This window comes from Pontixanthobacter sp. CEM42, assembly GCF_017812015.1.
Classification (GTDB): Bacteria; Pseudomonadota; Alphaproteobacteria; order Sphingomonadales; family Sphingomonadaceae; genus Pontixanthobacter.
On the sequence record NZ_JADQTN010000001.1, the window covers coordinates 343,703 to 364,980 of the forward strand.

21 protein-coding genes are annotated in these 21,278 nt (G+C 57.9%); 12 read left to right on the top strand and 9 right to left on the bottom strand.

Annotated elements, in window-relative coordinates; translation table 11 throughout:
* The first annotated feature begins 27 nt into the window (after positions 1 to 27).
* The 8 genes from J9777_RS01570 to J9777_RS01605 all read left to right on the top strand — a co-directional run bounded on the left by J9777_RS01570 (position 28) and on the right by J9777_RS01605 (position 9,404).
* Positions 28 to 1,011 (top strand): D-alanine--D-alanine ligase, encoded by a 984-nt coding sequence (locus J9777_RS01570; protein WP_209347045.1) that lies wholly within the window; start codon positions 28 to 30, stop codon positions 1,009 to 1,011.
* Positions 998 to 1,903 (top strand): FtsQ-type POTRA domain-containing protein, encoded by a 906-nt coding sequence (locus J9777_RS01575; protein WP_209347046.1) that lies wholly within the window; start codon positions 998 to 1,000, stop codon positions 1,901 to 1,903. The genes J9777_RS01570 and J9777_RS01575 overlap by 14 nt, the downstream gene beginning before the upstream one ends.
* Positions 1,903 to 3,183: a cell division protein FtsA gene (gene ftsA, locus J9777_RS01580; protein ID WP_209347047.1), complete on the top strand. Its 1,281-nt coding sequence runs from the start codon at positions 1,903 to 1,905 to the stop codon at positions 3,181 to 3,183. The genes J9777_RS01575 and ftsA overlap by 1 nt, the downstream gene beginning before the upstream one ends.
* A 122-nt stretch (positions 3,184 to 3,305) precedes the next feature.
* Positions 3,306 to 5,027, top strand: a complete 1,722-nt coding sequence (ftsZ, locus tag J9777_RS01585) for a cell division protein FtsZ (protein ID WP_209347048.1) — start codon at positions 3,306 to 3,308, stop codon at positions 5,025 to 5,027.
* Positions 5,028 to 5,169: 142 nt separating this feature from the next.
* Positions 5,170 to 7,029 carry an SPOR domain-containing protein gene (locus J9777_RS01590; protein ID WP_209347049.1) on the top strand — a complete coding sequence of 620 codons (1,860 nt, stop codon included), beginning with the start codon at positions 5,170 to 5,172 and terminating at the stop codon, positions 7,027 to 7,029.
* Positions 7,030 to 7,181: 152 nt separating this feature from the next.
* Positions 7,182 to 7,688 (top strand): YbjN domain-containing protein, encoded by a 507-nt coding sequence (locus J9777_RS01595; protein WP_209347050.1) that lies wholly within the window; start codon positions 7,182 to 7,184, stop codon positions 7,686 to 7,688.
* Between the two features lie 27 nt (positions 7,689 to 7,715).
* A complete protein-coding gene (locus J9777_RS01600; protein WP_209347051.1) occupies positions 7,716 to 8,534 on the top strand; it encodes a pyrroline-5-carboxylate reductase dimerization domain-containing protein in 819 nt (272 codons plus the stop codon).
* 111 nt (positions 8,535 to 8,645) lie between these two features.
* Entirely contained in the window at positions 8,646 to 9,404 is a 759-nt protein-coding gene (locus tag J9777_RS01605; RefSeq protein WP_209347052.1) for a Bax inhibitor-1/YccA family protein, read from the top strand.
* Between the two features lie 82 nt (positions 9,405 to 9,486).
* Here the strand turns inward: J9777_RS01605 and J9777_RS01610 are convergent, their stop codons facing one another.
* Positions 9,487 to 9,756, bottom strand: coding sequence for a hypothetical protein (locus J9777_RS01610; RefSeq protein WP_209347053.1), 270 nt, complete (start codon positions 9,754 to 9,756; stop codon positions 9,487 to 9,489).
* On the opposite strand from J9777_RS01610, the gene J9777_RS01615 reads away from it, so the two are divergent.
* Genes J9777_RS01615 through J9777_RS01630 form a run of 4 tightly spaced genes read left to right on the top strand, consistent with a single transcriptional unit; the run spans position 9,755 to position 13,929 of the window.
* Positions 9,755 to 10,714 (top strand): hypothetical protein, encoded by a 960-nt coding sequence (locus tag J9777_RS01615; RefSeq protein WP_209347054.1) that lies wholly within the window; start codon positions 9,755 to 9,757, stop codon positions 10,712 to 10,714. The genes J9777_RS01610 and J9777_RS01615 overlap by 2 nt on opposite strands.
* A gap of 59 nt (positions 10,715 to 10,773) precedes the next feature.
* On the top strand, positions 10,774 to 11,829 hold the full coding sequence (obgE, locus tag J9777_RS01620) for a GTPase ObgE (RefSeq protein WP_209347055.1): 1,056 nt from the start codon (positions 10,774 to 10,776) through the stop codon (positions 11,827 to 11,829).
* A 55-nt stretch (positions 11,830 to 11,884) separates the two neighbouring features.
* A complete protein-coding gene (proB, locus tag J9777_RS01625) occupies positions 11,885 to 13,018 on the top strand; it encodes a glutamate 5-kinase (protein ID WP_209347056.1) in 1,134 nt (377 codons plus the stop codon).
* Positions 13,015 to 13,929 (top strand): NAD(P)-dependent oxidoreductase, encoded by a 915-nt coding sequence (locus J9777_RS01630; RefSeq protein ID WP_209347057.1) that lies wholly within the window; start codon positions 13,015 to 13,017, stop codon positions 13,927 to 13,929. The genes proB and J9777_RS01630 overlap by 4 nt, the downstream gene beginning before the upstream one ends.
* Here the strand turns inward: J9777_RS01630 and J9777_RS01635 are convergent.
* The 8 genes from J9777_RS01635 to J9777_RS01670 form a co-directional block, all read right to left on the bottom strand.
* On the bottom strand, positions 13,926 to 14,723 hold the full coding sequence (locus tag J9777_RS01635; protein ID WP_209347058.1) for a phosphoadenylyl-sulfate reductase: 798 nt from the start codon (positions 14,721 to 14,723) through the stop codon (positions 13,926 to 13,928). The genes J9777_RS01630 and J9777_RS01635 overlap by 4 nt on opposite strands.
* Positions 14,716 to 15,123, bottom strand: coding sequence for a DUF934 domain-containing protein (locus tag J9777_RS01640; RefSeq protein ID WP_245228583.1), 408 nt, complete (start codon positions 15,121 to 15,123; stop codon positions 14,716 to 14,718). The genes J9777_RS01635 and J9777_RS01640 overlap by 8 nt, the downstream gene beginning before the upstream one ends.
* A gap of 49 nt (positions 15,124 to 15,172) precedes the next feature.
* Positions 15,173 to 16,801: a nitrite/sulfite reductase gene (locus tag J9777_RS01645; protein WP_209347060.1), complete on the bottom strand. Its 1,629-nt coding sequence runs from the start codon at positions 16,799 to 16,801 to the stop codon at positions 15,173 to 15,175.
* Position 16,802: 1 nt separating this feature from the next.
* Complete coding sequence (locus J9777_RS01650) at positions 16,803 to 17,099, bottom strand: DUF2849 domain-containing protein (protein ID WP_209347061.1); 297 nt, start codon at positions 17,097 to 17,099, stop codon at positions 16,803 to 16,805.
* Positions 17,096 to 17,854: a uroporphyrinogen-III C-methyltransferase gene (cobA, locus tag J9777_RS01655; RefSeq protein ID WP_209347062.1), complete on the bottom strand. Its 759-nt coding sequence runs from the start codon at positions 17,852 to 17,854 to the stop codon at positions 17,096 to 17,098. Before cobA ends, J9777_RS01650 begins: the two co-directional genes overlap by 4 nt.
* A gap of 111 nt (positions 17,855 to 17,965) precedes the next feature.
* Positions 17,966 to 19,228 (bottom strand): mechanosensitive ion channel domain-containing protein, encoded by a 1,263-nt coding sequence (locus tag J9777_RS01660; protein WP_245228469.1) that lies wholly within the window; start codon positions 19,226 to 19,228, stop codon positions 17,966 to 17,968.
* Complete coding sequence (gene metC, locus J9777_RS01665; protein ID WP_245228470.1) at positions 19,225 to 20,433, bottom strand: cystathionine beta-lyase; 1,209 nt, start codon at positions 20,431 to 20,433, stop codon at positions 19,225 to 19,227. Before metC ends, J9777_RS01660 begins: the two co-directional genes overlap by 4 nt.
* The gene (locus tag J9777_RS01670) at positions 20,430 to 21,278 is read right to left on the bottom strand and encodes a sulfurtransferase (RefSeq protein WP_209347064.1); all 849 of its coding nucleotides are present in this window, start codon (positions 21,276 to 21,278) and stop codon (positions 20,430 to 20,432) included. Before J9777_RS01670 ends, metC begins: the two co-directional genes overlap by 4 nt.

The window sequence follows — 21,278 nt, forward strand, 5'->3', positions numbered from 1 at the left end:
TTCGCTCGACACGAACGGAGTGTGGGCATGACTCTCCCCAAACTCCATATTGCGGTCCTTATGGGCGGTTGGGCCAATGAACGCCCTGTCTCACTTATGAGCGGTGAGGGCTGCGCTGACGCGCTCGAAGAACGCGGCCATACAGTCACGCGGATCGATATGGACCGGCAAGTTGCAGCGCGCATTGCCGAGGCTGCTCCGGATGTAATTTTTAATGCACTGCATGGCGTGCCAGGTGAGGATGGCACGGTGCAAGGCATGCTCGATCTAATGGGTATTCCCTACACGCATTCTGGCCTCGCAACCTCGGTCATCGCGATTGACAAAGAGCTGACAAAGCAAGCGCTGGTCCCCGCAGGTATCCCGATGCCGGGCGGTAGGATCGTACGGAGCGAAGAGCTGTATGAAGGCGACCCTCTGCCGCGCCCCTATGTGCTCAAGCCGGTCAATGAAGGTTCGTCCGTCGGCGTTGCGATTGTCACCGACGACAGCAATTATGGTAATCCGATTCAGCGTGATGCGGTTGGTCCGTGGCAGCAGTTTGAGAGCTTGCTGGCCGAACCCTTTATCAAGGGGCGCGAACTCACCACGGCGGTGATCGATGGCGAAGACGGCCCCCGGGCGCTGACCGTTACCGAGCTTGTGCCCAAATCGGGCTTCTACGATTTTGACGCGAAATATACCGACGGGATGACCGATCATATCTGTCCCGCCGATATTCCGGACAACATCACGGCTCTATGCCTCGATTATGCCGTGGGAGCGCATAAGGTGCTCGGATGTAAAGGCACAAGTCGCACCGATTTCCGCTGGGATGACGAGCAGGGCGAGCAAGGCCTGTTTATCCTCGAAACCAACACGCAGCCCGGCATGACACCGCTCAGCCTTGTGCCCGAGCAGGCGAAATATTGCGGCATGAATTACGGCGATCTGGTGGAAGCCATTGTCGCCGAAGCGCTTCGGGTGGCCGAAGTAAAGAGGTCTAAAGGAAACGCCCATGGCGACTGTTAAACGCAAAGCAAAAGGCGTGCGCCGTTCTGCAGCCGCCAAAGGCCGCGCCAACACGGCGCGCAAAGCAAAGGCGCACACAAGTTCGGTGATGGATTCCGCAATGGCGATCCTGCCTTTCACTGAAGAGCAATTGCACCGTGTTTTCCTCGCCATCATCATTGGCGGTGCAGTTGCGCTTGCATGGTTCGTGGCGAGCCTCGCAGGTGTTCCGGCAATGGCGCAGCAGCAGATCGCAGGTCTTGCCACGAAGGCAGGATTTGAGGTTCGGCATGTCAGTGTCACCGGCGTTAACCGGATGAATGAGCTTAAAATCTACAACAAGGTTCTGGGCGAGCAGGATCAGCCCATGCCGCTGGTTGATCTCGAATCCATTCGCGCCGATTTGCTGGAATTGAACTGGGTGAAAGATGCCCGCGTATCACGTCAGCTGCCTGATCGCCTCGTGATCGATATTGTCGAGCGCACACCGCATGCGGTGCTTGCAAAAGCTGATCGGCTCGTTTTGATTGATCCGACGGGTGAAGAGCTAGAACCGATCTCTCTGGCCAATGCCAAGGGTATGCTGATTGTCACCGGCCCTGGCGCGAAGAAGCAGGTGACGGCGTTGACCGATCTGCTTGACGCTGCGCCAGCCTTGAAACCGCAGATCAGCAAGGCTGAATGGATCGGCAATCGCCGGTGGAATCTTACATTTGCGACGGACCAAGTGCTTGCCCTGCCGCAAGGTGAGAAAGAGGCATCGAGCGCCTTGGTTGCGTTTGCGCGGCTCGACGGAAAAAGCCGGTTGATCGGCGGCAAGGTCGCGACTTTCGATATGCGCGCACCGGAGCGGATTTACATGCGTATCCCCGGTCGCTCGGACGAGACGCTTGATATGAATGGTGGTAGCTGATGGCACTTCCACGGATCAGTAAAGTCTTTGGCGCGGTCAATGTTGGGTCATTCCGCATTTCCGCCATGATCATGGGTCTGTCCGAAACAGGTGAGATGATTGTGCTCGGCTCAGGGCATAGAGCCAGTCAAGGGATCAAACGCGGCTACATCACCGATATGGCAGCCGCGACTTATGCGATCCGTGATGCGGTAGAGCGGGCAGAGAAAAACGCCGGGACCAGCGTGTCCAGCGTCTGGATCGGCTGTGCGGGCGCAGGCCTCGCCAGTCAGATTGCCAAGGTCGAAATCGAGATCGGTGGACGGCGGATCGAAGAAGAGGATATCGAGCAATTGCTGCTCCATGCGCGTGATAGCATTCAGCCCGATGGCCGGATGGTTCTGCACGCACAACCCGCGCACTATACGCTGGATGGCGCGCATGGTGTCGCCAATCCGAAGGGCCTGCACGCCGAACGCTTGGGCGTTGATGTCCACGTAATGCTCGCTGACGGTGCACCCGTTCGGAATTTGATCGAAGCCGTGCAAAACGCCCATCTGGATGTTGAAAGTGTTGTCGCTGCCCCAATTGCGGCAGGTCATGCCTGCCTCAGCCCCGAAGAACGCGAACTCGGCACTGCCTTGATCGAAATTGGCGGGGAGGTGACCAATGTGTCTCTCTATGCAGCCGGTATGTTGCTGGGTCTGAAGGCGATCCCGCTTGGCGCGGCCGATATTACTGACGCGATTGCATCTGCTTTTGGCATTCGCCGGTTCCAGGCAGAGCGCCTCAAATGTGTCGCTGGCTCTGCCATTGCAAGCCCGACCGACCACCGCGAGATGATCCCGATTGGCGGTCCCGGTGATGAAGCGGTCACAACCACTGCGCGCGGTGCTGATGATAAAAACCGCATCCCTAGAGCTGAACTGGTTTCAGTAGTCACAGAGCAACTCTCACGGCTGACCGATGAGATTGGTAAAGCTCTCAAAGAGATGGGCTTTGCTGGCGCGCGCGGAAATCAGGTTGTGCTGACCGGAGGCGGTGCAGAGTTGGCGGGTATTGCAGAGTTCACCCAAAGCGCTTTGGGTCGCCCCGTTCGCATCGGTAAAGCGCCGACATTGCGCGGCTTGCCAGAGGCACATGCGACGCCCGGCTTTGCAACGCTTTCGGGCCTGTGTCTTTACGCAGCGGACGATCCTGTCGACATTCGTGCGATCGATCCAACCTATCAGGAAACAGTCAAGCCGAGCGGATCGGCGATGGTCAATCGCATCTTCCGGGCCGTGAAAGAGTATTTCTGAGTGGAAACCCTTACGTTAACCACTGTGGATAAGCGGAATTTCCCGATTCACCGCCGAATCGCTTTGTGCCAAGCCAATCCCCAGTCTTTTAAATTGCGCACTTTCCCTTGGAGGGACACCCCATGAGCATCAATATTGGCCCCGCAGCATCTGACGAGCTTCGCCCGAAGATCACCGTAATCGGTGTCGGCGGCGCGGGCGGCAATGCCATCGCCAACATGATTGCAGCAGAGATCGAAGGTGTCGACTTTATCGTCGCCAACACCGACGCGCAGGCGCTTAACACTGCGGCGACCGATGCACGCATCCAGCTCGGTCCGGATATTACGGGCGGTCTTGGCGCGGGTGCTCGTCCCGAAGTGGGTAAGGCCGCGGCAGAGGAAACCGTCACTGAAATCGAAGATGCGCTGGATGGCGTGAATATGCTGTTCATTGCGGCTGGTATGGGCGGCGGCACCGGTACCGGTGCGGCGGCTGTGATTGCCGAAGCTGCTCGGCGCAAGGGTGTGTTGACCGTAGGTGTTGTCACCAAGCCGTTTCTGTTCGAGGGCACGCGCCGGATGCGTGCTGCGGAGTCGGGTATCGAGGAGCTGCAGAAGCACGTCGATACGCTGATCGTTATTCCGAACCAGAACCTGTTCCTGGTCGCTAAGGCTGAGACCACTTTCAAAGAAGCATTTCAGCTGGCGGATGAGGTTCTCCAGCAGGGCGTGCGTTCAATCACCGATCTGATGGTCATGCCTGGTCTTATCAACCTCGACTTCGCCGATGTGAAATCAGTGATGGAGGAAATGGGCAAGGCGATGATGGGCACTGGCGAGGGTGAGGGTGAAAACCGCGCACTCGAAGCTGCAGAGCGGGCCATTGCCAATCCACTGCTGGATGGTGTGTCGATGCAAGGCGCGAAAGGCGTCATCATTTCGATCATTGGCGGCGAGGATATGAAACTTCTCGAAGTTGACGAAGCCGCGAACCATATTCGCGAACTGGTCGATGAAGACGCTAACATCATTTGGGGTTCGGCATTCAATCCTGACCTCGACGGCAAAATCCGCGTCTCCGTTGTGGCGACAGGTATTGAACCCGGTGCTGGCGCGGTTGACGCCAGCGGTGAAACCCATTCGCTGTCGCTTGGCGCATCGCGGGCACCAAAACGTCCTGTTCTCGAGCTTCCCGAAGATGAAGAAATCGAAGAAGAAGCTCCGGCAGCACAACCGGCGGCTTTCGCAGGCTTGGACCTGAGCGACGAAGTAGAAGAAGACCTTGGGGACGATGGCGATGTTGACGGCATCGTCGATCCACTGGCTGGCTTGCGCCAAGACATCCCTGAACCATATGAGGCTGAAGAAGCACAAATTGCCGACCCTGCCGATGACAGCGCGCATGCGAACCCCGGCGATGGAGACGGGTTTGTGGCGGACGCTCAGTCAGAAGAAACGCCGGATGACGCCGATTGGGGTGAAGACCCTGAAGTGGCGGCTGTCGAGGAGCCACTGGACCTAACCGCGGAAGCAGGCGGTGACGTTGCTGCTGAACCTGCGGAGGAACCCGAAGAGGCCTCTGATCAAGACGAGTTGCTGCTGAATGCCGACAAATTGGCGGCCGAAGATGAGCCAGTGCAAGCGCCAACCGGACGACGCCGTGGGCTAATCTCCGGTGGTGAAGGTGGCGATTCTGGTGGCGGCGGTGCCGGAAGCACATTGTTTGAACGCATGGCGAATCTGTCGCGCGGCTCGCATTCCTCGGATGAAGAGGAAACCGAGGACGAAGATGAGGATGGCGACGACAATGATGGCGGCGCGCTCAACATCCCGCGTTTCCTTGGGCGCCAGAACAACCAGTAATCGCACCATCAGGCCGGCTGGCGGCCAGTTCGGTTGCGGTTCAGCCAAATACGCCCATATTTGCGCGTATCATTTGGAACTGCGCCCCTACTGGCGCACCGTTGGAACGGAAACTATGCCAGCCTCGGCAGCAATTTTATCGATGAAGACTACGCACCGCGCGGCGCTGTCGAGCGGTCGCCGCCCGACAGCGAAATTGCTGGCGTTGTGCGGCATGGCGCTAGCTGGTGGCGTCATCGGCACGCCGCTTAGTGCTCAGCAGTCAGCCAACACCGTTTCCCAGCCCGTTGTGCAGCCTTTGCCATCGCCGGATGTTACACGTCTCAACACCGCACTGCGCCGATTGTCCCGCAATTCGCGCAATGTGAGTGCATTGATTGAAGCGGGTGAAGCCTCGCTGGCCGTTGGCGACATCGATGCCGCAATCGGCTTTTTTGGCCGGGCAGAAGAACTCTCGCCCGAAAATCCACGCGTGAAAGTCGGGCTCGCCGGTGCCTATGTCCGGCAGCAGCGGCCGATAGAAGCACTTGCTCTTTTCGACGCGGCGCAAGCGGCGGGGGCGTCCACCGGTTCGCTCGCGGGTGATAGAGCGCTGGCCTACGATCTGGTCGGCGATAATAGGGCTGCGATGGGTTTCTATCGGCAGGCTCTGGGTCAAAAGGATGATGCAGAAACGCGCAGACGTTTTGCGTTGAGCCATGCGATAGCAGGTGATCGAAGAGCGTTTGAAGCTGTGCTGGCGCCGCTTATCGAAAAACAGGACTTTGCCTCCTATCGAACCCGGGCATTCGGTTTGGCCATCCTGGGCGATGAAGCCGAAGCAGTGGCCATTGCCGAAGCGGTAATGCCGCAAAATCTCTCCGCCCGTATCGCGCCTTATTTGCGCTACATGCCGCGTTTGACTAAAGCCCAGCAAGCCGCTGCCGCGAATTTCGGCGCGTTCCCGCGTGCGGCACAGATTGGCCGTGATACGCCGCAGATCGCGCAATATACCGGCAACAACGCCGCCGCGCGCAATGTTGATGCGCGGTTGGCACCGCAAGGTGAGCCTCTTGGACCGCGCGTTGACACAACCAGTCCCCGGCGCCGTCCAGATCGTGGACGTAGCGCTGTCGAACGCGCTGACGTGCAGCAATTGACTGAAGCGGAAATTCGCCGCGCAGCCAGAGCAGATCGTGCCGCTGCGTCGGACCCGTCCGCACGGACGACTGCTCCGCGCCGTGTGAGAGTCCGCCGCGACAGTTCTGCCGATGAGCCGCGCGCCTTGGTAAAGGTTCCGGACGTGATCGTCGAAACGCCAGCATCGGAAGCGCCAGTACAAGTAGCCCGAACGTCTACCGAGTTGGCGCCAACAGAACCGGTTGCGGAGCCTGCTGCAGCGGCAGTCACGCAATCAGCGAGAATTGCTTCAGTAGCCGACACAACCCCGCAGCCCATTGAGCAAGTCGACACCGCACCATCATCTGCTGCGTCGCTGCCATCGCCGGGCTTTGATCTTGCGAAAGTCGCCAATAATCCTGTGGTCACCTCCGATGCACCTGCTGGAACGTCACCGATCACGCCAAATGCCGAAGAGGTTGAGGAAGCCAAAAGTGTCGCGGATGCGTTCGCGAGTTTTGCCGAGCCTTCGCAAAAGACTACGCCCACGACGGGCGGCGTCGACATCACGAAGATTACTCCACCGCGCGAAGTGGCTAAGAAACCGGAACCCAAGGCAGAGCCGAAGAAACCGGATCATCCGCGCCGTTTCTGGGTACAGGTCGCAACGGGCCGTGATCGCGGTGCGCTGAAATTCGATTGGCGGCGGATCAGCCGGAAGGCGCCCGACGTGCTGAGTGATCTATCACCCCATGTTACGTCATGGGGACAATCGAACCGTCTCCTTGCCGGCCCCTATTCCAGCGCCAGAGCAGCACGTAATGCTATGAATTCGCTGAAAGAAGATGGCGTAGACAGCTTCACCTTCACCAGCCCTGAGGGGCAGGAAATCGACCAGTTGTGATCCTGCCTGCGGGTTGATCCAGACTGCGTGACAGTGCTTTTACACAAGCTTTGAACAAGCAAAATGACTTCTCCCCAACGCTGGATGGGTAGCGGATTGCGCTTGTTGGCGCAGACCTGCATCTCAGCACTCATGCTGAACGGCACCCCCCGATGAGAGCGACCACGCACACTTTGTCAGCCAATGATGATGCTGCGCCGGTAGACATGCTGGCGGCGCTGTTTGAGGCGCGTGGATGGCCGTTTAAGGCCGAATCCAAAGAAGAAATCTCGGGCGAAATTCAAGGCAGCTGGGCCAAATATCAATTGCGTGCAATCTGGCGGACGGACGACAATGTCCTACAATTGCTATGCTTGCCCGATGTCCGGGTCGCCAAGGAGAAACGCGCGGCGGCTGTCGAGCTGTTGGCGATGGTGAACGAGCAGATATGGCTTGGCCATTTCGATGTTTGGTCCAAAGGCGGCGTGCTGGTTTACCGCAACGGTGCGATGCTTGGTGCGGACGGAATGCTGAGTCTCGATCAGGCGCAGGCGCTGGTCGAAACCGCTGTTGAGGAATGCGACCGCTTCTATCCCGCGTTCCAGTTCGTTCTATGGGGCGACAAGTCGCCCGATGACGCGTTGGAAAGCGCTCTTGTAGATACGTCTGGCGAGGCTTAGCTGAGTGCCTCATCAAAGAGGCTTGATATGGCATTCGACAAAATTCTAATCGTTGGGTTTGGCACTATGACCGGTGCAATGGTGGAAGGGTGGCTTGCCGCTGGAAGCGATCCGTCGCGCTTTGAAGTCTATCATCCGCGCAAGAGCGACGTCGCGCATGGTCTAAAGGTCCATAACACGTGGCCGAATGAGCACTTCGATGCTGTTTTGCTGGGCGTGAAGCCGCATATGGTTGATGATGTTGCGGAGGGTCTAGAACCCATTTTGGGTCCGGATACGGTGCTGATCTCGGTCCTCGCGGGCAATGAACTGGCGAGCTACACGGCGCGTTTCCCACGTGCAGCTGGCATTGTTCGCTTTATGCCTAATCTGGCTGTGGCGCTTGGCAAATCACCCAATGCGTTGATCGCGAAAGATCTTTCGGATGAGCATCGAGATGCGGTGACCCGGCTGGCTAGCGATATCGGAACCGCAGAATGGGTCGAAGATGAAAGTCAATTCGATCTGGTCACTGCGCTTGCCGGATCGGGCCCGGGTTTCGTTTATCGGTTTACCGATGCGCTTGCTGCGGGTGCTGCCAGTCTCGGCTTGCCGCTGGATCAGGCTGCGCGGCTCGCCGTTGCGATGGTTGACGGGGCAGGAGCGCTTTCTGCGGCGTCAGAGCATTCTCCGAAAGAACTTGCCAAGCGTGTCGCTAGCCCCGGCGGAATGACGCAAAAGGGGTTGGATGTGCTCGATCAAGGTGATGCCTTGAACGTCCTAATGACGGAATGTTTGCGCGCCGCTAGAGATCGCGGAACCGAGATGGCTGCGGTTGCGCGGGGTGAAAATCAAGAAAATGGTTAATTATCAACGGCAGTGAATGTCCGGTTTCCCTTGAAAAATGACGAATAAACACCGATATTGCTGTCAGAGCCGGAGCCTATAGGGGCACCGGAATAAGGAGTTTGAATCGAAATGGCTGATTGGAACGATACTCAGCGATCTCAGCAGCAGTCGTTTACCGGAGCCTCGGTGCCGCGCACGGGCGAGGTCTATGACGAAGGCCTGCGCAAATATATGCTCGGTGTATACAATTACATGGCTTCGGCAATTCTGTTGACTGGTATCGTGTCGATACTGACCGCGGAAACGGGTCTTGTGTTTGCGATGTTCAACCTCGAGACGGGTAGCCCGTCGCTGTTTGGTTGGGCAATGATGGCTGGTCCCTTCATCCTGGTGATGTGGCTGCAATTTCGTATCTTCAAGATGTCGGTATTGTCCGCCCAGATAGCCTATTGGGTCTATGCAACTGCGGTCGGAATATCGATTGCGACGATCTTCATCGCCTATACACCGATCTCGATCGCCCAAACATTCTTCGCAACGGCGGCGGCATTCGCCGGCCTGAGCTTATACGGTTACACGACGAAGAAAGACATGTCGGGCTGGGGGACCTTCCTGATCATGGGCATCTGGGGGCTGTTCGCAGCGATGCTGCTCAACGTGTTCGTCTTCCAATCACCATTGATGGATATGGTCATGAGCGGCGTTGGTGTTCTGCTGTTCGCAGCGTTCACAGCTTACAAAACGCAAGAAGTGAAGAACATCTATTCGCAGGTTCGCGGCAACACTGAAATGATGGCGAAGACCACCATTTACGGCGCGCTGCACCTCTATATGGCGTTCATCAATATGTTCCTGTTCCTGCTGCGCTTCATGGGTAGCCGCGAATAACGAACTGTCGCATAATTGACTCACTCGAACATGCCCGGGATGCCATACGCATTCCGGGCATTTTCTTTGGGTAAATGCAGCGTTAGGGTTCCTCTTCATGCCAGCGTAATGCAGGGTATGGGAAAATGTCCGGGGGATACGGATCATCGGCTTTGGAGGGCCTCTGAATGTTCGCGACGAACAAATCTAGAATCCGCCTTATATCGGCGGCAATTGGCTTAGCGCTGCTGGCAGGGTGCGTAACGCCGCCACCTCCGCCACCACCACCACCTCCTCCGCCTCCGCCACCACCGCCGGTCGTTAAAGTGATCCCGCCGCGTCCAACTGCACCGGGTAGTGCAGCATTGGGCATGTATATCCCGCCGCGCGGCAGCGATGGTTTGCGTAGGACTATCAATTATGGGCTGAGCAAGCCGCAGACCTTGTGGAACTTGCGCTCGGCACTCAACGTTGCAGCACTCAATTGCCTTGATCCGCAATATGTTTCGATTTTGCCAGCATATCGCTCGTTGTTGGAGCGCCATCGGAACAAGCTGAAACGCACCAATGACTCGATCCTAGCGCAGTATCGTGCGGATTACGGACGAACCTACCGTGCCGAATATGATGGCTATATGACGCAGGTTTATAACTACTATGCGTTACCGCCTGCCAAGACCCAATTTTGCCGGACAGCGGCGGCGATAGCCAATGAATCGCTGACGGTTGAAGTGGGTCAGCTGGACCTATTCGCAAGCATTAATCTGCCGCGTATCGAGCAGGTGTTCGACAATTTCTACTCGGCCTATGAGAAATATCAGGTCGATGTCGTCGCGTGGGATGCCGAATATGCGCCCAAGCCGGTGCCGGTTGTGGCCAGCAGTGTTGGACAGCTCGTGCCGGCGCAGGACGTGAACCAGGTGACCGGACTAGGTGCAACGCAGCCCGTTGGTCCATCCCCGATCGGCCCATCGATCACACCGGATGCGACTATTTACACGGTTGATGTTCCGCCATCTGCATCGACTGCACCCGTGATATCGACTACGTTGCCGCCCGTTGGCACGGTTGACGCGAGTACGGCTGCTCCGTCGATCACCTTGCCATCGCCAACCGAGCCGGTGACGATTGAGGCGCCGAACGACACAGGTATTGCTCCGGGATTTACACTATCCCAGGATCCGGTGACCACCGATGTTACAGTGCCAACTCAGGCACCCGCGACACAGCCGGTTTTCGTCAGCAATCCGGTCGTCCAACCGACACTGGACGAAGAGGGAATCTCTGATGGCGGTGAAGGTGGAGACGACGTGGGCAACGGGATCGAGTGATCTGACGTCGGCTGTCTGACTGCTAGCCAATTGGGGTCAATGGCCCTAAAGGGCCGTCCATGCATTTTCTCGACCAAGCCAAGATCTATCTGCTGTCCGGCCAAGGCGGTCCCGGGGCTGTCAGCTTTCGGCGTGAGAAGTATGTCGAATATGGCGGACCTGACGGCGGCAACGGCGGCAAAGGCGGCGATATCGTTTTCGAGGCTGAGCAGGGCCTCAATACGCTAATTGATTTCCGTTACGCGCAGCACTTCAAAGCAAAACGCGGCGGGCACGGCATGGGCCGCGATCGGACCGGCGCGGGCGCCAACGATCTGGTCATCAAAGTGCCTGTCGGCACGCAAGTCTTGTCGGAAGACAAGGAAGAAATCCTCGCCGATTTCACCGAAGTGGGGCAGCGCATTGTCTTCCTTGAAGGCGGGCAGGGTGGACGCGGCAATGCGAGCTACAAAAGCTCCACCAACCGCGCTCCACGCCAGCACCAACCGGGTGGACCATCAGAGGAATTGTGGGTCTGGCTGCGGCTAAAATTGCTCGCGGACGTTGGCTTGTTGGGGCTGCCCAATGCGGGTAAATCGACTTTCATCAACCAAATTACCAATGCGAACGCCAAAGTCGGGGCATATGCCTTCACCACATTGGTGCCGAAACTTGGCGTGGTCCATCACAAGGCGCGCGAATTCGTGATCGCTGATATTCCTGGCTTGATTGAAGGTGCTTCCGAAGGCGCTGGGATCGGCGACCGGTTTCTGGGTCATATCGAACGCTGCCGCGTGCTGATACACTTGGTGGACATCTCCGGCTCCGATCCTGCAGAGGCGATGAAAACCGTTCAGGACGAGCTTGCGGCGCATGGTGAAGGTCTGGTCGACAAGCCGCAATTGATCGCGCTCAACAAGACCGATCTGGCTGACGGCGAGTTGGTTGCAGGTTTTGCTGAAGAACTCGCAGAGGCAGGTGCAGAGCGCGTATTCGCTGTCTCAGGCGCGACCGGTGACGGCATGGACGAACTGCTCAATGCGGTGCTTTCCTACCTACCCGACCGTACTTCGACAGAGACCAATGCGGCGGAAGAGGAATCGGTGGACGAAGCGAAGCCTTGGTCGCCCATCTGATTTCTAGTCACGGGCGTGCTTCAAAAACGCCTCGTTGCCCGCTAGTCCATGTGCAATGGCGATCAAGGCTCTCAATCAACTGACCGAAGCGGACCAGTGCAAGGTGCTGGTTCTCAAGATTGGTTCGGCGCTGCTAGTTGATCCAGCAGGAGAACCGCGTGCCCGGTGGTTGACCGGTCTGGTCGCTGAAATCGCCGAAATGCACGAGCGCGGGCAGAATGTTGTGGTGGTAAGTTCCGGAGCGATTGCGTTAGGCGCGGCGCGTTTGAAACTTCCTAAGGGTGGTCGGGCTAGTCTGGCAGATGCGCAGGCAGCTGCGTCGGTCGGGCAGATTGCACTCGCGGGCCTGTGGTCGGACTTGCTCGAAAAGCATGGCCTCTCGGCGGCACAAATGCTGGTGACGCTGGACGATCTTGAAGAACGGCGGCGTTATCTCAACGCATCGTCGACCCTATCGCGCTTGCTTGAAGCCGGCGTCGTGCCGGTGGTGAATGAGAATGACAGCGTGGCGACGGAAGAAATTCGGTTCGGTGATAATGATAGGCTGGCGGCCCGCGTAGGTCAGGCAGCAGGCGCAGACGCCGTAGTTCTGTTGTCTGACGTGGATGGACTGATGGATCGCAATCCCGAAGACCCTGATGCCAAGCTGGTTGAGATCGTGAACGGTGTTACGCCAAGCATTCGTGCGATGGCGGATGGCGGTTCACGCTCTGGGCTTGGTTCCGGCGGTATGGTGTCGAAAGTGCAAGCGGCGGAGATTGCCGAACGTGCAGGGATCGCCTTGGTGATTGTAAACGGGCAGCATGAGCGACCGATTGCCCATGCGCTGAAACATTCGCGCGGAACAATATTCGTGCCTCAAAGGCAGGACGGCGCCCGGCGCGCTTGGCTGGGCGGGCGAATTGCACCGGGCGGTACTTTGATTGTCGATGAAGGCTGCATTTCAGCGCTGGCAGGTGGTGCAAGCCTTCTCGCTGCTGGGATTGTCGAGGTCGATGGCGTGTTTGATCGCGGCGATTTGGTATCGATTATCGACGGCGATGGCTGCGCCATTGCTCAGGGGCTAGCGGAGTACGATTCCGAAACCTGCCGCGCAATCAGCGGCAAACGGCAGGCCCAGCAAGCTGAGATACTCGGACATGCGCCAAGATCGGCAGTGGTTCACCGCGATCAAATGGTGATGCTATGAGCGGAACCATCGCGATTACCGGAGGCACCGGCTTTGTCGGTCAGGCGGTGCTGGATGCAGCTGCGCGTCAGGGCACTGACGTACGGGCGTTGGCGCGAAAAGTACCGGCTGATCGACCCACTGTAGAATGGGTGCCGGGCAATCTTGCGGATATTCCCGCGCTAGAGAAACTCGCAGGCGGAACGGACGCAATGATCCACATTGCAGGCCTGACGAATACGCCTGATCCCGCAGAATTTGAAACTGCCAACGTTACTGGAACTCAAGCGGTGATAGACGCCTGCAAAGCGGCGAAGGTCAAGCGCTTGGTGTTCGTGTCATCGCTCTCCGCTCGCAAGCCGGAATTATCGCAATATGGCGCGTCGAAGCTCGCGGCGGAGAAGCTCGTCGAGGCAAGCGGCCTGGATTGGACCATTGTTCGCCCCCCTGCCGTTTATGGCCCGCGCGACAATGACATGTTCGAGCTGTTCAACAGCGCACGGTTTGGTGTGGTTCCGCTACCGCCGGGCGGGGCTACATCGTTGATCCATGTTGATGATCTGGCGGAGTTGCTGCTGGCTCTCGTACTGTCTTCGCCGGAGGTACGCCGTAAGATGTTCGAGCCTGACGATGGCCGCGTAGGCGGTTGGTCGCATAAGGAAATGGCGCAAGCTATTGGTGTAGCTATGGGGCGCAAAGTGTTCGCCCCGCATTTGCCAAAATTCGTGCTGTCCAGCGCTGCCAAGGCGGATCGGCTGCTGCGCGGAGACAAGGCCAAGCTTACCGCAGATCGCGTTGGCTATATGTGCCATCCGAACTGGGTCGCGCGGACGGACAAGGCTGTGCCACGCGATATTTGGAAAGCGGTTATTCCGTCGCGGGACGGGCTCAAATCAACCGCCGAATGGTACCGCAAACAGGGTTGGTTTTAGAACGCTGGATCGAAACCGGGCGGTAGTTCGCCATCATCGCCGATGGGCGTGTGGATGCCGCATTCGGTCTTGTCCCACCCTTTCCAACGGCCGGAACGTGGGTCTTCACCGGGGGCGACCTTGTTGGTGCAGGGGCCACAACCAATCGACGGGTAGCCTTGTTCCACCAGCGGGTGGCGCGGCAGGTCATGCTCTTCGAAATAGGTCTGGATATCTTCGGAGGTCCAATCGATCAGCGGGTTGATCTTGAGACGGCCTTGAGAGTCTGATGTATCCACTTCAAAACGTGGCAGATTGGCACGCGTGGCTGACTGGAACGCTTTGCGGCCAGTTAGTGTCGCATCGAAATCTGCCAGCGCATTGGCGAGCGGAATGACTTTGCGGATTTCGCAGCAACCGTCCGGATCGTAAGACCAGCGCAGCCCGGTCTCATCCTTCGTTGCGAGCGTTTGCGCATCCGGTGTCAGATTGCGCAGATTGGTCAGGCCGAACTTTGCCACCACTTCGTCACGATAGGCGAGAGTTGCATCAAAGTGTTTACCCGTGTCGAGAAACAGCACCGGAAGATCGGGCGCAACTTCGCTGATAAGGTGCAGTAAAACAGCACTTTCTGCACCAAAGCTGGAAACAGTCGCAAGATCGCCGACCATATTGTCCTCGATCATGTTTCGCAGCATTTCTCGCGTGTCCTGCCCACGGAACATGCGGTTCAGGCGTACTGCATCATCATCCGAAAAACGCGGTCCGGTATCGATACGATCAATGTCTCTGGCGATTGCGCGCATATCATTCATTAGGCCCAACTCCATGACGAATGTTCCAAATTGGGTTCCGCCCATCGGTGGTCGCCTGATAGACTTCGGGCCACGTATCGAGAGCAGCCTGCGCGTCGGCCTCGTTCATCGCCACATCGGGTTGGAACGCATCAAAACCGCAGCGGCGCATATTGTTGAGCTGATCAACCAGCACGTCACCCACAGCGCGGATTTCACCGGTGTAGCCTTCTTCGCGCAAAACGCGCGCAGCCGAATAGCCGCGACCATCGCCATAAACGGGGAAGTTCACTTCCACGAGGGCGATACGATCGAGATGCGGCAGCAGGTCGCGTGCATCGTCGCCCGGCTCGATGCGGACTGCGGACGAGTTTGATTGTTCAAGAAATGCATCGACAGTCACGCTGGCGTGATCGACCATCTCGTCGTCGCGGAAACGGAATTGAACGCCGTCAGGGCTTGTTCCCAAATCAGTCATAAAGCGCCTCCTTGAACGGAGCCATGCCAATGCGATTATAGGTATCAAGGAAGCGCTCCCCGTCCTCCTTTTTCGCAAGGTAGACATCGGTCACCGTGTCGACAGCGTTGAGCACGCCTTCTTCATCGAAGCCGCGTCCGGTGATCTTACCGAGCGCAGTATCCTCCGCCTCGCTACCGCCGAGCGATAGCTGATAATTTTCGACGCCCTTCTTATCGACGCCCAGGATCCCGATATGACCGGCGTGATGGTGCCCGCACGCGTTGATGCAGCCCGATATTTTGAGCTTCAATTCGCCCAGCTTGTCCTGCTTGCCGCCTTCGGCAAAACGTTCGGAAATCTTCTGCGCGAGCGGGATTGAGCGCGCATTCGCGAGGCTGCAATAATCGAGGCCGGGGCAAGCGATAATATCACCGATCTGGTCGAGATTGGGCGTGCCCAAGTCGGCCGCGTCGAGCTTGGTCCACAGCGCGTGCAGATCGGCGATCTTCACATGCGGTAGAACCACGTTCTGCGTGTGCATAACGCGCATCTCGTCAAAGCTGTATTCCTTGGCGAGGTCCGCCATCAGATGCATTTGCTCGGCTGTCGCATCACCGGGAATGCCGCCGACGGGCTTCAGGCTGATGACTGCGCTGACATAGCTGTCATGCTTGTGGCGATGCGTGTTGCGGTCGACCCACAGCGCGAAATCGGGATCGCTGCGGTCGACGGTTTTCGCGCCATCCTCAAATGCCGGATCGGCGAAGTACGGCTTGATCCGCTCCAGCTCAGCGAGTGGCGGCTCAATGCCTTGTTCGAGCAGATGCGCGAACTCTTCTTCGACTTGGCGGGTGTATTCCTCGGCTCCCAATTCATGGACGAGAATCTTGATCCGCGCTTTGTACTTATTGTCGCGGCGGCCGTAGCGGTTATACACGCGCAAGCACGCCTCGGAGTAAGTGATCAGCTGATCGAGTGGCACGAACTCGCGGATATTCGGCGCGATCATCGGGGTCCGGCCCATGCCGCCGCCGACATAAAAACTCGCGCCAATTTCGCCGTCTTTCTCGACGATCTGGATGCCAATATCGTGCAAGCGCATCGCGGCGCGGTCGGTATCGCTGGCGATCACCGCGATCTTGAACTTGCGCGGCAGATACATGAATTCCGGATGGAAGCTCGACCATTGTCTCAGCAATTCGGCATAAGGTCTTGGATCGACTAGCTCATCCTGCGCAGCGCCTGCGAAATGGTCCGAGCTGATGTTGCGGATGCAGTTACCACTGGTCTGGATCGCGTGCATTTCGACTTTGGCTAGATCGGCGAGAATATCGCCCGCGTCTTCCAGCTTGATCCAGTTGTACTGGATATTCTGGCGCGTGGTGAAGTGGCCATACCCGCGGTCATATTTGTCCGCGATATCGGCCAAGACATGCATTTGCGCGGAGTTGAGCGTGCCATAAGGAATGGCGACGCGCAGCATATAGGCGTGCAATTGCAGGTATAGGCCGTTCATTAGCCGCAGCGGCTTGAACTGGTCTTCGCTCAATTTACCTTCGAGACGGCGCTGCGCCTGATCGCGAAATTCGGCAACGCGGGCATCGACCATTGCTTGGTCATATTTGTCGTACTGGTACATTTTAAATCACCCACTCGCCGATATCGGGATCGGCTGGTTTGAGAGTCAGGTCGGGGCGGACGGTCGGGCCAAGCGCGCGGACGCGGTCCTTGATGTGGGCAGGGCGCACACCGTTTTCGTCTTTGGTTGCCTCGATAGAATAGGGGACATTGACGCGGCGGGAGGATTCCTCGCGCGCCATGATTTCGGCGGCTTGATCGCCAACATCGACGGCATTGTCGACATGCGCGGACCAGCTGACGCCGTCCCACCAGACGACTGCACCGGTCTTCAAATCATTGCCTGTTAGAATAATCATTGTGCGGCCTCCATCGCCACTTGCGCCACGGCGTTGTTTGCGCGCGCGGTTACTTCGCCAATTACAATCAGCGCGGGGCTGATGACTTTCTCACGCTCCACCAGATCGGGAAGAGCCGCGAGCGGACCGCGCAGCACGCGCATTTCAGGTCGCGCGGCGTTCTCGATTACGGCAACGGGCATGTCAGGCGTCAGACCGTCTTCCATCAGCTTCTCGGCGATCTGCGGTGCGGTTTTGACGCCCATATAGATCACCAGCGTGCGGCCCGGTCCGGCAAGGCCAGCCCAGTTCTGATCATTCAGCCCTTTGCACTGGCCAGCAACGAAGCTGACAATGCTGGCGCTATCGCGGTGGGTGAGGGCAATCTGTGCAGCGGCTGCTGCGCCATTGGCGGCGCTGATGCCGGGGACAACCTCAACCGGAACACCTGCGACGTAGCAATCTTCCATTTCCTCGCCGCCGCGTCCGAACACGAATGGATCGCCGCCTTTCAGCCGAACGACATCGCGGCCGGCACGTGCTTCGCGGACGAGTAACGCGTTGATCTGGTCTTGGGGTAGCGTGTGCTTGGAGCGCTTCTTTGCGACCGAAATCAGCGTTGCATCGGGCCGCGCCATGGCGAGAATTGCCGGATCGACCAGACCGTCATGAACGATCAGCGAAGCCGATTGCAGCAACCGCGCCGCGCGCAGCGTCAGCAACTCCGGGTCGCCGGGACCCGCCCCGACGAGATAGACTGTACCTGTTTGTTCCATGGGGCCGAAATGGACCCGAGGCAGCGCTATCGCCAGTTAGAATGCTTGTCAGAGCAGGAAGCAAACATATTGAAAGCGGATGTAACCAATCTGGAAGTTCAGCTTTGCGGGCTAGGCGGTGTCTTGTCGGCTCTTCTTGGGTTTGTCTTCGACCCGTTGCGCCACGGCTTCGATCAGCTGGTCGAGCTGCTCACTTCCGCGAATATTCAAATCGCGCTGCGGGAACGGAATTTCGATGTCGTTCTCTTGGAACAGGTTCCAGATCCGCTTGAACACATCCGAACGGATATTCGCCAGACCGCCCTCTGGGTCTTGAATCCAGAAGCGCAGCTCGAAATCGACCGAACTGTCGCCAAAGCCCATCAGGTTCACGCGAGGTTTGGGGTGGCTGAGGATACGATCGGTCTCTTCAACCGCCTGATAAAGCAGCTTCTCGACCAGATTAAGATCGCTGCCATAGGACACGCCAACCGGCGCGCGCACGCGCACATCGCGCGAGCTATAGGACCAATTGACCACCTGATTGATCATTAGATTTTCGTTCGGGATCAAATATTCGGTCTGATCGCGGGTAATCACCGAGATAGCGCGAATGCCGATCTTTCGGATCTGGCCAAAGCCTTCATTGCCCGCCTGATCGGTAACCGAAATAACGTCACCCGGCTTAATGGATTTGTCCATCAGCAGCAGAATGCCCGAGATCAAGTTACCGAAGGTTTTCTGAAGACCGAAACCAATCGCCAGACCAAATGCACCGCCGAAGAAAGCGAGGGCGGTCAAGTCGATCCCTAACAAGTCGATGCCGAGGAAGAAGGCCGCACCCCAGATCGCAATGGTTGTGATTTTCTCGGTCAGCAGACGCTGAGTATCATCCAGCCGAGTCAGACGTTTAAGCAGCGAACCACACAGCCGCGTCGCAATCCATGCCAGTGTGATGACGAAGAAGATTACGCCAATGACGACAATGCCATCCCATAGCGAGATGCGCATATTGTCGCCGATACTGATCGCCATAGCATCAAGCGAGTCGACCATGCTGCCTAAAGTTTCGCTCTGGCCCGAAACGGCCTCGCCGATTTCCTCCGACGCGCCAACAGCTTCGGTCGGCTCTGCTGCAGGCGTCTCCGCCGGTGACGGGATAGCCATCAACGGTTCGCCGGTCTCTGGATCGAGAATCGGCTCACCCGTTTCCGGATCCATCACGGGCACGGCTTCACGGGCTGGCACACCCATCATTTGCTCACCCGTTTCCGGGTTTATGAGTGGCTCGCCCGTTTCTGGATTGAGCAACGGCACAGCCTCGGCTTGAGGCGTACCGGTTGTGTCAGCGCTTGTCGGCGTAGCAGCCGGTTGGCCGGTTATGGTCGTGGTCATTTTTGCTCCATCGCCGCAAAGCCCTGCGCCAAATCGGCAATCAGGTCTTTCGGGTCCTCCAATCCAATCGCTAGCCGAACGCCCAGATGTTCGCCAGTGCCCCATTCGGTCGGCGGCCACGCTGATGCAGAACGGTTTTTGCCCGGATCGAAGGGAATGGCGAGGCTTTCATACCCACCCCAACTGTAACCGATATCGAATAGTTCCAGCGAGTCGACCAATCGCGCCCGCGTTTCAACGTTGGCATCGGCGAGGATAAAGCTAAACAGGCCGCATCCGCCGGAAAAGTCGCGCTTCCACAGATCATGCCCCGGTGCTCCCGGCAGCATTGGACACAGAATATGAGAAACTTCCGCACGTGTTTCCAGCCATTGTGCGATTGCCAACGCGCTTTCGGTAGTGCGCTTGAGCCGCAATTCCATCGTTCGCAAACCGCGGAGAACCAACGCTGCGTCATCGGGCGAAACAACGGTGCCAAGACGCTGCGCCGAAAGACGCAGTTTACGGTAGAGCCTTTCGTCAGCCGACGCACTGCCCATCAGCACATCGGCATGGCCGCCTGCATGTTTGGTCAATGCGGTGATCGAAATATCGCAGCCATATTCCAACGCCGGGAAGCCAAGCGCGCTGGCCCAAGTGTTGTCGATCAGGCTGATTGCACCATTCTCACGCGCGATCTTGGTCAGCGCCGGGATATCGCACACTTCGATGGTCAGGCTGCCGGGGCTTTCGAGTAGCACCGCTTTTGTTCGGTCACAAAACAGATCGGCGTAGCCATCAAGGTCGAGCGGATCGAAGAAGTGCGTCTCGACGCCCATATTCTTCAGCACCGTTCCAGCAAGCGCGCGGCTTGGGTCATAGGCATTGTCCGTCATTAACAGGACATCGCCATGCTTCAGCACAGCGAGCAGCGAATGCGAAAGTGCCGCCAATCCGCTGGGGTAGAGCATCGTTCCGAATGCACCCGGTTCCAATTCGGTCAGCGCGTCTGCCAGCGCCCATTGGGTAGGGGCCCCGCGTGTGCCGTAGTGGAATTGGCCGTCCTCATTCGGATGACCGTTCTTCATGTCGGCACAGTCTTCGTAGAAATGCGTGCTAGCGCGCCAGACGGGCGGGTTGACCACTGGGCCAGTCCATTCGCGGCGGCGGCCAGCACCGACTAGGCGAGTGCCCAAGCCCTTCTTTTGGTCGTCGCTTTCGCTCATCGCGCGGGACCTGTCTCTTTCGGCGTATCGGGATCGGCACCCCATTCGCCCCAGCTTCCATCATAGAGCGCTGTATTGGTGTGGCCGAGCAGTTCCAGCGCGAACAGCACGACGGACGCGGTTACTCCGCTGCCGCAACTTGCGGAGATCGGACGATCCCAATCGAGGCCGCTTGCATCGACAGCAGCGCGCAGTTCGTCTGCGTCTCTGAATGTACCGTCATCGCGCAGTAATTGCGCGAAATGCAGGTTGCGTGCACCGGGGATATGACCACCGGCAAGGCCGTGAACAGTATCCTCGATCTCTGCTGTAAAGCGGCCTGCATCGCGCGCATCGACCACTTGTTCCGCGCCCGTTTCGCAATTGGCCAGCATGTCGGCTTTGCTGCGCACATTAGCGCGGTCATCCTGTGCAGCCGAATAGGCGGAGGAGGATACGTTCGCCGAACCGTTATCAGTCGGCAGACCTTCAGCCTTCCATTTGGCGAGGCCGCCATCGAGAACGGCGACATTTTCGAAACCGAACATCTTGAAGATGAAATACGCGCGGCAGGATGTGCGCAGCGCGCTATCATCATACAGAACCACGCGGTCGGTCGCGATCACGCCTAGCTCGCTCAATCGCTCCGAGAATTGCTTTGCCGTAGGTAGCGCGGCGGGAACCGGTGAGCCCAAGTCTTTGAGCGTTGGCAGGCCGAGATAGCGAGCACTTTTGATATGCTCGCTGGCAAATTCCGCCTCGGGATCACGCTCTGCTGCGGGCAGATGCGCCGACGCGTCCAAAATGACCAGATCGGTTGCGCCAAAGACGTCGGACAACCACTCGCTTGAAACCAGAATATCCAT

What these genes read in the sequence shown, in the direction of transcription:
- ftsZ (WP_209347048.1), top strand. Translation starts at nt 3,306, where the DNA reads ATGAGCATCAATATTGGCCCCGCAGCATCTGACGAGCTTCGCCCGAAG.
- obgE (WP_209347055.1), top strand. Translation starts at nt 10,774, where the DNA reads ATGCATTTTCTCGACCAAGCCAAGATCTATCTGCTGTCCGGCCAAGGC.
- cobA (WP_209347062.1), bottom strand. Translation starts at nt 17,854, where the DNA reads ATGGAACAAACAGGTACAGTCTATCTCGTCGGGGCGGGTCCCGGCGAC.
- metC (WP_245228470.1), bottom strand. Translation starts at nt 20,433, where the DNA reads ATGAGCGAAAGCGACGACCAAAAGAAGGGCTTGGGCACTCGCCTAGTC.
- J9777_RS01630 (WP_209347057.1), top strand. Translation starts at nt 13,015, where the DNA reads ATGAGCGGAACCATCGCGATTACCGGAGGCACCGGCTTTGTCGGTCAG.
- J9777_RS01650 (WP_209347061.1), bottom strand. Translation starts at nt 17,099, where the DNA reads ATGATTATTCTAACAGGCAATGATTTGAAGACCGGTGCAGTCGTCTGG.
- J9777_RS01575 (WP_209347046.1), top strand. Translation starts at nt 998, where the DNA reads ATGGCGACTGTTAAACGCAAAGCAAAAGGCGTGCGCCGTTCTGCAGCC.
- J9777_RS01595 (WP_209347050.1), top strand. Translation starts at nt 7,182, where the DNA reads ATGAGAGCGACCACGCACACTTTGTCAGCCAATGATGATGCTGCGCCG.
- J9777_RS01645 (WP_209347060.1), bottom strand. Translation starts at nt 16,801, where the DNA reads ATGTACCAGTACGACAAATATGACCAAGCAATGGTCGATGCCCGCGTT.
- J9777_RS01610 (WP_209347053.1), bottom strand. Translation starts at nt 9,756, where the DNA reads ATGCCCAATGCTGCACTACCCGGTGCAGTTGGACGCGGCGGGATCACT.
- J9777_RS01605 (WP_209347052.1), top strand. Translation starts at nt 8,646, where the DNA reads ATGGCTGATTGGAACGATACTCAGCGATCTCAGCAGCAGTCGTTTACC.
- J9777_RS01570 (WP_209347045.1), top strand. Translation starts at nt 28, where the DNA reads ATGACTCTCCCCAAACTCCATATTGCGGTCCTTATGGGCGGTTGGGCC.
- ftsA (WP_209347047.1), top strand. Translation starts at nt 1,903, where the DNA reads ATGGCACTTCCACGGATCAGTAAAGTCTTTGGCGCGGTCAATGTTGGG.
- J9777_RS01670 (WP_209347064.1), bottom strand. Translation starts at nt 21,278, where the DNA reads ATGGATATTCTGGTTTCAAGCGAGTGGTTGTCCGACGTCTTTGGCGCA.
- J9777_RS01660 (WP_245228469.1), bottom strand. Translation starts at nt 19,228, where the DNA reads ATGACCACGACCATAACCGGCCAACCGGCTGCTACGCCGACAAGCGCT.
- J9777_RS01600 (WP_209347051.1), top strand. Translation starts at nt 7,716, where the DNA reads ATGGCATTCGACAAAATTCTAATCGTTGGGTTTGGCACTATGACCGGT.
- J9777_RS01615 (WP_209347054.1), top strand. Translation starts at nt 9,755, where the DNA reads ATGTATATCCCGCCGCGCGGCAGCGATGGTTTGCGTAGGACTATCAAT.
- J9777_RS01640 (WP_245228583.1), bottom strand. Translation starts at nt 15,123, where the DNA reads ATGGTCGATCACGCCAGCGTGACTGTCGATGCATTTCTTGAACAATCA.
- proB (WP_209347056.1), top strand. Translation starts at nt 11,885, where the DNA reads ATGGCGATCAAGGCTCTCAATCAACTGACCGAAGCGGACCAGTGCAAG.
- J9777_RS01635 (WP_209347058.1), bottom strand. Translation starts at nt 14,723, where the DNA reads ATGAATGATATGCGCGCAATCGCCAGAGACATTGATCGTATCGATACC.
- J9777_RS01590 (WP_209347049.1), top strand. Translation starts at nt 5,170, where the DNA reads ATGAAGACTACGCACCGCGCGGCGCTGTCGAGCGGTCGCCGCCCGACA.